This is a genomic window from Armatimonadota bacterium (genome assembly GCA_028871815.1).
GTDB lineage: Bacteria > Armatimonadota > Chthonomonadetes > Chthonomonadales > Chthonomonadaceae > REEB205.
Window position 1 is genome coordinate 219,648 of record JAGWMJ010000001.1, and the last position, 13,038, is coordinate 232,685.

The 13,038-nt window shown below is 63.5% G+C and carries 9 protein-coding genes and 1 pseudogene; 4 read left to right on the forward strand and 6 right to left on the reverse strand.

Going from position 1 to position 13,038, the window contains the following annotated elements; translation table 11 throughout:
• Window positions 1-92 precede the first annotated feature (92 nt).
• Together KGJ62_00920 and KGJ62_00925 are read left to right on the forward strand one after the other, a co-directional pair.
• On the forward strand, window positions 93-824 hold the full coding sequence (locus KGJ62_00920) for a hypothetical protein (protein MDE2125135.1): 732 nt from the start codon (window positions 93-95) through the stop codon (window positions 822-824).
• Window positions 821-3,712 (forward strand): family 20 glycosylhydrolase, encoded by a 2,892-nt coding sequence (locus KGJ62_00925; protein MDE2125136.1) that lies wholly within the window; start codon window positions 821-823, stop codon window positions 3,710-3,712. The genes KGJ62_00920 and KGJ62_00925 overlap by 4 nt, the downstream gene beginning before the upstream one ends.
• On the opposite strand, the gene KGJ62_00930 is transcribed toward KGJ62_00925, so the two are convergent.
• The 4 genes and pseudogenes from KGJ62_00930 to KGJ62_00945 form a co-directional block, all read right to left on the reverse strand.
• Window positions 3,699-5,027 (reverse strand): ankyrin repeat domain-containing protein, encoded by a 1,329-nt coding sequence (locus tag KGJ62_00930; protein MDE2125137.1) that lies wholly within the window; start codon window positions 5,025-5,027, stop codon window positions 3,699-3,701. The two genes, KGJ62_00925 and KGJ62_00930, sit on opposite strands and share 14 nt — an antisense overlap.
• On the reverse strand, window positions 5,024-5,995 hold the full coding sequence (locus tag KGJ62_00935) for a Gfo/Idh/MocA family oxidoreductase (protein ID MDE2125138.1): 972 nt from the start codon (window positions 5,993-5,995) through the stop codon (window positions 5,024-5,026). Before KGJ62_00935 ends, KGJ62_00930 begins: the two co-directional genes overlap by 4 nt.
• Window positions 5,996-6,013: 18 nt before the next feature.
• A complete protein-coding gene (locus tag KGJ62_00940; GenBank protein ID MDE2125139.1) occupies window positions 6,014-6,763 on the reverse strand; it encodes an SDR family oxidoreductase in 750 nt (249 codons plus the stop codon).
• A gap of 51 nt (window positions 6,764-6,814) precedes the next feature.
• Window positions 6,815-7,528 (reverse strand): annotated as a pseudogene (locus tag KGJ62_00945) (sugar phosphate isomerase/epimerase).
• 197 nt (window positions 7,529-7,725) lie between these two features.
• Here KGJ62_00945 and KGJ62_00950 point away from each other — a divergent pair.
• Complete coding sequence (locus KGJ62_00950) at window positions 7,726-8,493, forward strand: hypothetical protein (GenBank protein ID MDE2125140.1); 768 nt, start codon at window positions 7,726-7,728, stop codon at window positions 8,491-8,493.
• 4 nt (window positions 8,494-8,497) lie between these two features.
• On the forward strand, window positions 8,498-9,487 hold the full coding sequence (locus tag KGJ62_00955; protein MDE2125141.1) for a carbohydrate-binding family 9-like protein: 990 nt from the start codon (window positions 8,498-8,500) through the stop codon (window positions 9,485-9,487).
• 42 nt (window positions 9,488-9,529) lie between these two features.
• Here the strand turns inward: KGJ62_00955 and KGJ62_00960 are convergent, their stop codons facing one another.
• Both KGJ62_00960 and KGJ62_00965 read right to left on the reverse strand, forming a co-directional pair.
• The gene (locus KGJ62_00960; protein ID MDE2125142.1) at window positions 9,530-11,872 is read right to left on the reverse strand and encodes a glycoside hydrolase family 95 protein; all 2,343 of its coding nucleotides are present in this window, start codon (window positions 11,870-11,872) and stop codon (window positions 9,530-9,532) included.
• 67 nt (window positions 11,873-11,939) lie between these two features.
• A complete protein-coding gene (locus tag KGJ62_00965) occupies window positions 11,940-12,980 on the reverse strand; it encodes a Gfo/Idh/MocA family oxidoreductase (protein ID MDE2125143.1) in 1,041 nt (346 codons plus the stop codon).
• Window positions 12,981-13,038: the final 58 nt, after the last annotated feature.

Sequence of the window (13,038 nt, forward strand, 5' to 3'; positions counted from 1 at the left end):
TTGCTGAAACCGCGGCGGAACCGGCGTGGTAAGCTAAGATTGTGGATGCGCAGCCACCACATACACCCTATCGCCCCACCGAGCCGGTGGTTTTGCCGACGGAGCCGACGCGAAGCGTAACGGACATTATCGCGCAGTTGCAGCGCGATGCCGACACGGAGCGGAGTTTGGCGCGCCGCCGCCGGGCGCGCATAGCTTTGCTGGTTGTGGGCCTGGCGCTACTTTGGCGATGGATCCATGTTTTCCCATGGTGGCTCTGGGTGGCAGGCGGCGTCGGCGTTACCAACGATCTGGCGATGCTCCGGAGGCGCCGCGCGGCATCCGCACAGCAGCTCGGCAACACGGCAGATCCCATCGCAATCGGACCGCTGCTCGCCGTTGCCGTGCGCGACAGCCAGGAGAGCGTTCGGCGGGCCGCTCGTGATGCTCTCTGCAAGCTCCTGCCACGGGCCCGGGCAGACACGGCCGCACAGATTTCCGCTGGACAGATGGAGTGCCTGGTTTTGTTGATGCAGCATGGCAGCACGGAGTTCACGATCGCTGGACTGCAGGCTTTGGAACAGGTCGGTGATGACCGAACCGAGCCGCTTGTGGAGCAGCTTGCCACCAGCCGGATCCCGGCAGTGAGGTCTGCGGCGCTGCGGGCGCTGCCTTTTGTGCAGCAGCGCGCCACGATACGCCGCGACTCCGCCATGCTGCTGCGGGCTGCCGGCGCCGCAGAGACTACGGCTTCGCCGGCGGAGCTGCTGCGAAGCGCCGGCGCAGCGGCGGTTGAGCCGGCGGAGCAGCTTCTGCGACCCGGCGCGAACACCGAAAACGCGTGAACGTACGCACGAACTGGGCCGCAACTGCCGGTTCGGTGGCCGCCTGCCTGCTCAGCGGCCTGCTGGCCGGCGCACGGGCAAATTGCGAGATACCGGGGCAATCGCAACCGCGTTGGTCCGCCGGTGGAGTTGATCTGTCGGTTGCCGGTGTGCCACTGCTCGCCGGCGGATTGGTACAGTTATTCACTGCCGCCGGCGCCGGCGTGTACAGTTCCGGCGGCTCGCCACCGCAGGTCACCGCGATGGCGCTTGCCGGCGGCGGATGGCAATACGTTGCCAGGTATACCGGCCCGCAGCAGTTCACGGCTGCCGAGACTGTGACGGTCGCCGCCGGCCGCGTGACCTGGGCGCTGACAGCCCAGCAGAATGGCCCGGCGCCTGTCCGGATGGAGTGGAACGCGGCTCGCATTCCAGCCGCTATATTGGTCGGGTGCGACTACCGCGCGACCAACCTCGGCGGCGTGGATGTTTCCGGCACCGTCGGTTACCTGCCGGCGAGCGGCGACATGCTCGCCGCATCGCTCGGCGGGATTGTGACCTCGCTGGCGCTAAAGCACACCGGAGGCGGTTACCTTCGCTTTTCTGCGCCTGCCGGTGAGGGCTTCCTGTTGTTTGACGCACGACGGGATGTCTGGCTGGAAGGCCAACGCGTATTCTGGCTCGGCGTACCGGACGTGACGCTGGTACCCGGACGCCCGGCGCGGCTGCAGATCGAGCTGGCCATCACGACGCCTGCCATCGGAGCAGCGGTACCAGACGTCAGCATTCCGTCACCGGCTGCGCCGGTGGCACTCGCGAAAGAGCCGGCTCCGGCACTTTTGGACGCTGACGGCAACCCGATCCTGATCCCGATGCCCAAAGAGGTGCGATTTACCAGCAACCGCATGCGGCTCCGCGGCACAGTCCCGGTGTGGCTGCCCCGGTCCACGCGCAGATTTGCACGTCTGGAGGCTGCCGTGCGCAGGCTGACCCGGCGCTGGCAGCGCCGGTACCGCGTCCGGATGCCAATTCGATGGGGTGCATGGAGCGGGCGCGGCATCGGTGTATCTGTTTCGCGGGCCGGCGCGCTGCCGACCGATTCTCCTGCCGCACCGCGAGAGGCGCAGGGCTACGCACTCACGGTCACGGCATCCGGTGTGGCGATTACAGGCACCGATGAGCGAGGAGCATGGTATGGACTGCAGACGCTGAGGCAGCTTGTGATGCGTTCGCCGCACGGTGAGGCGTGGCTGCACGGCGTTGAGATTACCGACTGGCCGAGTCTCGCCTTTCGTGGCGCCCACCTCTTTGTAGGCAAGCATGCGCTGCCGTTCCACACTCGGTTGATTTCACACATTTTCGGCCGGTTCAAGCTGAATGCGCTCGTTCTGGAGTGTGAGTACTCCCGGTGGAAATCACATCCGGAAATCCGCGTCCCGGAAGCGATGCCCCTCCGCGACCTGCGGGCCGAGGTCGAGTTTGCACGACGGCGCTTTTTGCAGCCGATACCGTTGATCCCGTCGCTGAGCCACACGGACTGGATCTTCAAGAATGGACGCCACCTCACGCTGGCGGAAGACCCGGCGAGTCCACACGCCTACGACGTATCCGACCCACGATCGTATCAGATCCTGTTCGATGTATATCGTGAGGCGATCGGTATTTTCCGCCCGAGCGCTTTCCACATTGGGCACGACGAACTCCTCTCCGCGGGATCTTCAGCACCTGGCGCCTATCCTTTCCGCGCAAACCACCGCGGCGCCGGCACAGCACAACTTTTTTCCGGCGACGTCTGGCGCATCGACGCTTTCCTGCGCGCCCAGAACATCCGACCGATGATGTGGGCCGACATGCTGCTTGCTCCCTCGGATGGCAATCCGGCGCGATATCCCCGGTTTCCGGCGGCCAACGCACCAACCGCGGCGGCAGCGCAGGAGATGAGGCAGAATCTGCCCGGGGACATGATCCTGGACGACTGGCGATATGAACCCGGCAGTGAGCAGCGCAATGGATTGAACCTGTTTCTGAACAGCGGGCATGATGCAATTGGCTGCAGCTGGTTCCAACCGCAGAATATCCGTGGTTGGGCGCTTCAATGTGTGCGAAAAGGCGCCCTGGGCCTGCTGCAGACTACGTGGGCTGGATATAACAGCGGTGAAGCGCTTCTGCACACGCAGCTGCGCCAGTTTGACGCTTTTGTACTGGCCGCAGAGTACAGCTGGAGCGGAACGAAACTGCAGCCCGGCGACGGTTCCTCACCGCCGGCGGCCGGCACGCTCCCGTGGAATGCGCGCGACGTTTTCATTCGCTCCTGGAGCCGGTCGTCCCAAAGCACAGCAAGCGGCTGGACGATTAACCTGAGCCAGGGCACGAACATGCAGCTCGCGGCGCCGAGATCGCACGGTCTCCCCTGGTCTGCGCCTCGAACCGCCTCGGCAGCCTGGAGCGCTAGGGATCCCCTCGATGGCGCGGTAGTGCAGAGCGAAAAGGTTCCGACAGGCGTCTGCCTGCGCAGCCGCCTGGAGGTGAACCGAGGCGAGGTCGGACCCGGCGCCATCGTACTGCACCCCAACGCACGCGCCGGCCATATCGCGCTCCTGCAGGCATGCGCCTTCCCATCACCGGATGGTACGACCGTGGCAACAGTGACCCTGAGCTACGCGGATGGCGGCCAAGCCGAACTTCCTCTGCGGTATGGCCGCGAAACCGGCGCTCTGGATGACAACGGCGAGCCGGCCGGAATGACCACCGCGCTGATCCCCTGGCGGGCCGATGCCGCTGCGGCGCCACTGTGGCTCCGGATTTGCACGCTGACCAACCCGCAACCGGGCAAGCGGATCGCGGCCATTCGCATCGCCGCGATCGACCCGGTGGCTGCACCGGTTCTGTTCGGCATCACGGGCTGGTAGTGGTTATAGCAGCGGCCGATTTTGACGCGCCGCGAATCCGGGCCTCGAGCAGCGCTGTGACCTGCGGATGGTTGTAAGTCTTTGCCCAGGCGAGCGCCGACCAGCCGCGGGCGTCCAGCATATTCGGGTCGGCGCCGGCATCCAGAAGCGTTCTGGCGTTGTTTGCACTGCCCTGCGCTGCCGCCACCATCAGCAGCGTCATGCCATCCGCGGAGTGTTGGCGCTGGTTTGGGCTTGCCCCATGCGCGATCAGCGCCTTCACCGCCGCAAGTGGAAGAGCCTGCTCCATGGCGACTTCCATCGGGCTTTGGGCCTTGGCATGCAGCGCTCCCGGCGCAGCCTCGGGCGGCGGCGGTACCACGGTGGGCTTCGCGCCATGGTTCAGCAGCCAGAGCATCAAAGGTGTATCGCGAATCTGAAGCGATGCGACCAATGCGGACTCACCATCTACCGTGAAGTTCACATCGACGCCCATCTGCACCATCTGCTCTACACGAGGCAGGTCACCTGCAAGCGCCGCCGCGACCAGAAACTGGTTGCGATCCTTCCGCCCCATCAAGGGTGCGCCTGCCGCCCTGGTTCCCCGGCGCAGCAGCTGCTCAATCGCTGCTACGGTTTTTGGGTGCCTACCGATTTCCGCCAGGCAGAGTGGCGTATCGTGGTAGACGGTGTGGACGTTCAGGTTGGCGCCGAGCGCAACAAGCTCCCGCACCTCGGCCGTTCGACCGCGCATCGCCGCCAGTTCCAGGCTCACATCGGCAGAGGAGGGATCGACGCGCAGCAGTTTGCGCAGGAGTGGCTTGGGCGCCGAGTTCTTCAGGGCAAACCGGATCGCGTCATCGTTCGGCCTGGCTCCAGCGTCGGCCAGCGTTTCGGCAGTGCCCCATTCTCCGCTGACCATCGCTGCCGCCAGCGCGGTGGTATCGATCTGGCCCGGAATTGAGATCGCGGCCGCCGGACTCGCTCCCTGCGCGATCAATTGCCGACATACCACCACGCTGCCATCCTCGGCGGCGCGAATAAGCTGGGCGTTTAATGAGAGCTTTGCTCCGAGGCCTCTCAGAATGTGTACCATGGCATCATTCCGCTGAACCAGCGGCGCGTCCGCCACATCGCGTTGGGCGAGTATCTGACGTGGATCCGCACCGTTGGCCAAATCTCGCCGCACGCGAGCCACGTCTCCGTTCGCGAGCGCGAATTGAACGTCTCGATCAGCTATTCGCGCACGCGCCGCTCGCGCCCGATAGAACAGGATGACCAGCAAAGCGGCAGCCAGCGCACCGCCGACCAGCCCGCGCAGCAGCCTGGCGCTCATCCGGCCAGCAGCTCCTGCGCCAGGATGAGGTCCGCCGCCGCCATCGTCTTCACGGCGTCGGCAAAGCAGGAGGATGGCTCCGGACCGCCCCGAAGCGCGTCGAGGAATTCGCGGATTTTGGCGCGGAAGCCACCGAGGATCCAGGGACGGCTGTCACCGGCGATGGTGGCGGCGTCAAAGCTCTCCCCCTCCAGACGGCCGTCGGCGTACAGGTTTCCACCGGTTTCCAGTTCCAGCTCTGCGCAGATGGAGGGCGCGTGGATCTGCACCCGGAAGGTGCGCCGGCCGCTCGTCCAGCTGTTGGCCAGCATGCCCACCGAGCCGTTGTCGAATTCGATCATCGCGCTGAAGAAGTTGATATCCGGTGTACCGATACGCCGGGCGGCCGATTGAATGCGCACAATCTCGCCGCGGCAAAGCCATCGGAGTGTATCGATGGCGTGCACGCCGTCATCCATCATGTGATCGCGGGCATCGAGGTATGGAGCGGGCGAGCATTTGTAAAACTCGCAGACGGCATGCGTCACCGGACCGCGTTCGCGGCACCTGATCGTCATCTCGCGGAGGATCGGCGAGCTTCGCCGCTGGAAGCTCACCTGCGTTACGCAGCCATTCTTGTCGGCAAGATGCGCCAGCGCCCGCGCCTGATGCACGGTAATGCCCATCGGCTTTTCGATGTACAGCGGGCAGCGACGTTCGAGGAGCCAAACCCACAGCGGAAACATGATATTGGGCTGGCCGATGCACCACACCGCTTCCGGCTCGACCTCATCCACCATCCTCTGATAGTCGATAAAGCGCCGAGCGTGGTTAAGGGAGTGGCGCTCGCACGTTTGCGCCATTCGCTCTTCGTTGAGATCACATACGGCCGCAACCTCCGCATCCGGGAATGAAATGAGCGACGGATAGTGCACGGCGTTTGCCATGGCGCCGCATCCGATGCAGGCGATTCTTATCGGTGAACTCATGTCCGGTGACCTCACAGCCTAGGCAATGCGCATGGTAAGGCCGCCATCGATCGTAACCGTTTCTCCCGTAATGTAGTCGTTGGCCAGGAGCATCCGGATCACTGATGCCACCTGCCCGGCACTGCCCTCGGAATGAAGCGGCACGCGGTTGTTGAGGTTGTGCGCTTTCGCCTCCGGCGTCATGGTCTGATGGAAGCGCGTCCGGATAATGCCCGGCGCCACGCAGTTCACACGGATATTATCCTCTGCCAGGTCACGGGCGAGCACACGCGTAAACTGGGGCAGCGTGCCCTTGACTACACCGTAAGCCGCTGCACCAGCGCAACCACGCAAACCGGCAGCGGATGAGACCAGCACGTCGGCGCCATATCCGGCCCGCTTCTGATACGGCGCAACGGCCCGAGCGAGATGAAATACAGCGTGGACGTGCAGGTCGAACGCGCCAAGCCATGCCTCCTCGGAGACTTCCAAAATCGACCCTGGTACCGGTCCACCGGCCGAGTGCACCAGCGCTTCGAGCCCGCCCAGTTGCTGTGCGGCTTGCAATACCGCAGACCGACAGCCCTCCCCGGACTGCAGGTCCATCTGGATATGCTCGCACTGCCGGCCGGATTGCCGTATCTCTGCCTGCAGATCCATCGCCTCGGCATCCGCGTTGCGCGACACCACTGCGAGCCTGGCCCCATGCTGCGCGAGAAGCCGCGCGGTGGCGGCGCCGATCCCGTGCGTACCGCCTGTAACCAGACACCTCAAGCCTTCGATCTCCAACGTCCCTCCTTGCACGCAGAGCGCTGCGGGCCTATGTGGAACCGCCGGCGTGTCGTGAAACAGCGAGTGCGCAAAGGCAACGTCCACGCTAATGAGGCGATCCACAGCTGCAGCGTCGGAGTACTCGGCGGTGAGGCAGACCACGCCATCCCACTCTCGCCGCCGCAGTTCTGCCGCCACGCGCGGCCACGAGGCCAATCCCAGCCTTCCGGCGGTGAACCAGTGCTGCCACTCGGCGACCTCGGCCTCTGGTCCGTTGGTCCGGCGCCAGATCGCGTTCTTGAGGTTCACCATCCGCAGGTATGGCCAGATGATGTCGATGGCGTCTTCCGGCTCCTCACCGTTCAAAGCGTTGTGCGCGGCGTCCCACACGGCCGCAATAGCCTCTCGCGGGTAGGGTTCGCACAATCGGAGCAGCCCTAACGCGTTGGGAATGCACCTTCCGCTGTGATTCTGCAGGCCCAGGGTAACGCCGTGCTTCAACAGCAGCGGCGCCAGTTGATCGAACTCGCGCCGCAACCGCTCTTCCGTGGCGCGGTAGCCGGCCGCATCTACATTGAGGCAGACACGGATCACCGGCACTCCAGCCTCGGAACAGGCCGCCAAAGATCGTTCATCGGTTGGGCCGGCGATACTCTCTATGGTAAGCCCATAATCCGCCAGCATACGAGCGGCCTGCGACAGTTCGGCCACTCGATCCGGTGGCACCGGATATCCGGGCCGAACCGGGAGTTCAATGCCATTGAATCCAAGTGACGCAACCATCGCTCCAAGCTCCGGCAGAGCGAGGTGCGGCCATGGCTTTGTGAAAACTGTGAACTTGATGATGTTAACCCACCGAGAAGACGACGTACATGGCAGTTCGGCTTGCCACCTGCGAATCACTTCCCGGCAGGAATGCTGCGCCGACTAATTCAATACCCCGCCGTATTGCCCGTATCCGCCGATTCGGAGAGGTTACCATGACCGCAGACACGGCCTCGAGCGACACGATCACTCTGGAAGCGCGTCTTGACGCGCTTGAAACCCACGGCTATGTCGTGATTCCGGCCGCGCTTACTGCGGATGAGACGGAGCGATGCCGAACGGCGCTGAATATGGCGCGAGCGAACGGCTGGGAAGAGGGGCTGAACGCGGTCGGCAACATGTGGTTCGATCACCTGCTGGAGCAGAACCCTGAAGTATTCCGGCCGCTCATCGCGCACCGCTCCGTGCGCCCGTACCTGGAAGCGCTCTACGGACCCCAATGCCAGCTGCGCCGCCTGAGGGCCCATATCAATCCCGGTGAGTACCTGCAGGAGTGGCACATGGATTTCTACGGATACTGGCATCAACCGCTTCAGCCGCGCTACGCCGTGCGCGGTACCGGCATCAACACCACCTTCTATTTTCAGGATAATGGTCCCGGTGTTGCGCGGCTTACATTTGTAAAGAACGGCCACAAGTCGGCGCCGCCAGCGGAGTTGTTCACGACGCAAGGCAGGACCAGCGATCACTCCGCGTTTGAGCGCTGGTGCTACCAGCAGGAGCAGGAAACAATCTATCCCAAGGCGGGCGAGGCGGTCCTCTTCTTTTCGCACATTCCGCACCAGGGCGCTAAAGAGGATGCCTCAGCGGAACGCTCGAATGTGGTGTGCCACTATCAGGGCAATCCATTCTATACCGGGCTGCCGCATGTGTCGGTACCCCTGGGCGATCCCGGCGTCTTTCCGATAGCGCAAGGCGCCTGAACCGATGCCGAGGCACTATCTCTGCGTGAAAACCTCCTCTGCGTTTTCGATCGATGGCAATGTGCACAAGCCGGAGTGGGATGCGGCGCCCTGGACGGAGGACTTTGTGGATATTGAAGGGTCGGCGAAGCCGCTGCCGGCGCTTCGCACCCGTGCCAAGCTCCTTTGGGATGATGAGTACCTGTACATTGCCGCTGAACTTCAGGAGCCGGATGTTTGGGCTACCCTGACGCAGCGGGATTCGGTGATATTCCACGATAACGACTTTGAAGTGTTCATCGATCCTGACGGAGATAATCACGAATACTACGAGCTTGAGATCAACGCCCTGAATACCGTGTGGGATTTGCTGCTGATAAAGCCGTATCGCGACGGCGGTCCACCGGTCACCGGCTGGGATATTGCGGGCCTGAAATCGGCCGTTCAGGTTCAAGGCACGTTGAACCGGCCAGGTGACGTCGACCGTGGCTGGAGCGTGGAGCTGGCCCTGCCGTGGCACGCCCTCGCCGAATGCGCTCACCGCCGCACACCACCGCAGGATGGTGATCAGTGGCGCATCAACTTTTCTCGCGTGGAGTGGGACGTCCACGTTGTGGATGGCAGTTACCGGAAGATTGACGGGCGGCCCGAGCATAACTGGGTCTGGTCGCCCCAGGGTGCGATCAACATGCACATGCCGGAGATGTGGGGATACCTGCAGTTCTGTACGGCGCCCTTTGGCGCGGCAGCGTTCCGGCCGGACGCTGCCGTTCCTGCGCGTGAACTGCTGATGCGGATCTACTTTGCGGAGCACGCATGGCGCACCGCGCACGGGCGATTCACCGCGAACCTGGCGGATCTCAACATCGCACCGACGTCTGGGCCTTCGATCCGGCCGCCGATCCACCTCGAAGTGTCCGAGATTGGGTTTCTGGCGTCGGTTACGGTGGAGCGCTCTCCCGGCGTAACCGAGCGCTGGCACGTCAAGGATGACTCGCGACTGTGGAAGCAGTAGGTTGACGTGCGCGGCCAGGTGTTTTCGCTGAGTGTCGGTTGATCACGTCGGCGGCGCGAGGAGATACCGCACACCGCGGAGGGCATGGAACACCAGTAGGTTTGGCTCCGGCCGTTGAACGGCCGTCGAGGAGGGTGCAAGCTGCAGCCGCCGCACTGAACGTACGCGGCAGACCCGGTCGGCGTTTGCCGTGACGGCGGCTTCCGTGATGCGGTTACGGCTCCAGGTGATGTCCACCTCGAAGCCGCCGCGGGCGCGCAGACCCCGTACCGAGCCGGAGGGCCACGCATCGGGGAGCGCCGGCAGAAGGTGGATCTCGCCGGCGTGGCTTTGTAAAAGCATCTCGGCGATACCGGCGCATCCCCCAAAGTTTCCATCGATCTGAAACGGTGGGTGGGTGTCGAACATGTTGGGCAGCGTGGAGCCGTGCAGCAGCGCTTTGAGGTGCGTCCAGGCTTCGTTGCCGTTTTCGAGGCGCGCCCACAGGTTGACGATCCAGGCGCGACTCCAGCCCGTGGCGCCGCCACCGTGGGCAAGCCGGCGTTCGAGGGAGGCCCGGGCGGCGCGCGCAAGGTCCGGCGTGCCACGAGGCGTGATCTGGCTGCCCGGATGCAGCGCGAAGAGGTGCGACATGTGCCGATGACCCGGTTCCGGCTCCTCGAAATCCTCGATCCACTCCTGCAGCTGACCGAAGCGGCCAACTTGATACGGCGGCAGACGGTCCAGCGCATGCCGGAGACGGCGGCTAAGGGCGGCGTCCTCACCCAGAGTATGCGTGGCTTGAATGCAATGCTCGAACAGATTGTGGAGGATGCCGGTATCCATGGTCGGCCCATAGCAAACGCTGCCGACCTGGCCATCGGCGGTCCGAAAGCTGTTCTCGGGTGAAATCGACGGCGCCAGCACCAGCCAGTTGTGCGATGGCTCTTCGGTGAGCGTGTTCAAAAAGAACTCGGCGCACTCGCGCAATATGGGCCATACACGGCGCAGATAGGCACGATCTTGCGAGAACTCATAGTGTTCCCACAGGTGCTGGCACAGCCAACCTGCCGCGGCAGGGTACTGGCCCCAGGATGGCCATTCGCCCGGTGAGGTGAATCCCCAAACATTGCTGATGGTATGCACCACCCAGCCGGACGAGCCGTAGTAAGCAGCGGCGGTTTTGCGGCCCGGCTTGCGCAGAGAATCGATGTACTGCAGGAAAGGCTTGTGGCACTCCGCCAGGTTGGTGGGTTCGGCCGGCCAGTAGTTCATCTCGTCGTTGATGTCGTGATGGTAGTCGCCGTTCCAGGGAGTCTGTATGGTGGCCGCCCAAAGCCCCTGAAGGTTTGCAGGCAGTCCGCCGGGCCGTGAGCTGGAGATGAGCAGGTAGCGGCCAAACTGGAAGTAGAGGGCAGCAAGGGCTGGATCGGCCGTCCCGGTCTTCAGCCACTCATCGGTGGGTTGAGCCGCTCCACCATTGGCGCCCAGCCGGAGGGAGACGCGGCGGAAGAGGCGCCGGTGACTCCGCAGGTGCGCCGATCGTAAGGCGGCGAATGAACTGCTCGCCGCGCGCCGCAAATTGGCATCGGCGACCTCTTCATACGCGTCCGAGCGGTAATTGGTAGCTGCAGTAACAATAAGCCGCAGCGCCGTAGCGCCGTCAATACGCAGCCCGGTTCCTTCCACGCTGATCGATCCGCCGTCCGCCACCGCCTGCAGGAGTACGACCGCCTTCATCCCGCCCTTCAGGCTGATGGCGGAGCGAAGCAGACCGTGGCCGGTTGCGCTGGTTTGAGCCGCTTCGATGCGCGACAGCCGTACGGTGCAGGTGATCGCACCGGGCGTGGAAGCGGTAATCTGGGTGACGATGGCCGCGGCCGGCGCACTGGCAAACGTCTGCCGGCGCCATCGGACGCCCTCCACGGTGTACTGAACCGAGGCAATTGCGGAGTCGAGGTTGAGCGATCGCCGGTAGTTGGTAAACCGCTCATGACCGGGCGACGTGATGAGCAGATCACCCAGCGTTTCGTAAGAGCCATATTGAGCTGCGGCGCCGTTACCGCTGGATGAACCTGGGCCACGGCATACAAATCGCTTTGCCGTGACGTTGAGAGCATCCACATACCTTCCAGCGAACAGCAGAGCGCGAATCTCCGACAGGTGGCTGAATGCTGCCGCATCGTCCGAATCCTGCCGCTCACCCGACCACAGGCTCTGTTCGTTGAGCTGGCAGCGCTCGTCTACAACGCCACCATATACCATGGCGCCAAGACTGCCATTTCCGACCGGCAATGCGTGCAGCCAACCAGACCCATTTTGCCACTCGTTCGCGGCGCCGGCAGGAGGAACTTCGGCCGGCTGACGGTACCAGAGTTCGAGCGGTTGTGGGGGTTCGGTGTGCATTGCCGGCGCCACTATCGCCGCAGCGCCGCCCGCTAAAAGCCCGCGGCGGCTTATGCGCGGGCCGCGGCTACGCGCCATAGATTTCGCGGTCTATCTCGGCCACCGTTACCGTGCGCTGCTCGGAGGCGCTGCGATCCAGAGCGAAGCAGATCGCGTGCGTTTTCACGGCATCCGCCAGGTTCACGTGGGATTCGCTGTTGCTGCGTATGCAGTCGATAAAGTGGTTGATCTCACCGTCGAAGGGGTGGTGCGACACATCGCCGCTGCTCGGAGTGATGAGCGGTGTTGTGATCCAGTCGTTTTGCCCGGCGAAAAACTCCTGCGCGAATATCCGGTTATCTCGGATCGCCCCGTCCTCGCCAAGCAGGTCGATGTTGAACTGGTACGGACACTTCGCATCAAAGGAGGCCGAGACCTTGCCGATCGCTCCCGACTGGAACCGCAGAATTCCCACGAGGTTGGTATCGTACTCGTACTCCGGGTTCCGCTTGTTCGCGAAGGCGCTCACCGTTTCCACATCACTCTGCACGAAGTAGCGAATCGCGTCCACGGCGTGGCAGCCGGCCGAGAGCAGAACGCTTCCTGCGGCCTTTCGCGTAACGTTCCATCGGTACTGGCTGTACTGTGGGCCAATGTGATGCCAGTAATCGGTTTCGGCATAGTAGATCGGTCCGATAGCCTCTTTATCCAGCATCGCGCGGATCCACTGGAACTGCGGGTTCCAGCGAAGAACGAAGCTGACCACCGTCTTTACACCGGCCTCTTGCACGGCCTGGAGCATTTTGCCCAGTGATGCCGGATCGTTGGCCGCCGCCTTTTCAATCAACAGGTGCTTGCCCGCTCGGGCGGCCGCTATGGCAACCTCCGGATGTGTATCGGGCCGTGTGCAGATGGAGATCGCGGAAATCGCGGGGTCGGCCAGTATCTCCTCCAGTCGCTCGTAGATCTGCACCTCTCCGAGGCCGGTATCGGCTGCCTGTGCCTGAGCGCGCTCACGCGAGCGGCTGCAAAGCGCCACCACCCGGCAGTTGGAGTTTTTGCGGTACGAACGGATGTGCTCGCTGGAGACCCAGCCGATGCCCACCACGCCTATGCCAATCTGTTCCATGGAAACTGCCTCCTTACGCCGCCTGCATGGCGCATTGTACAGGCAAATCGTCGCAGGG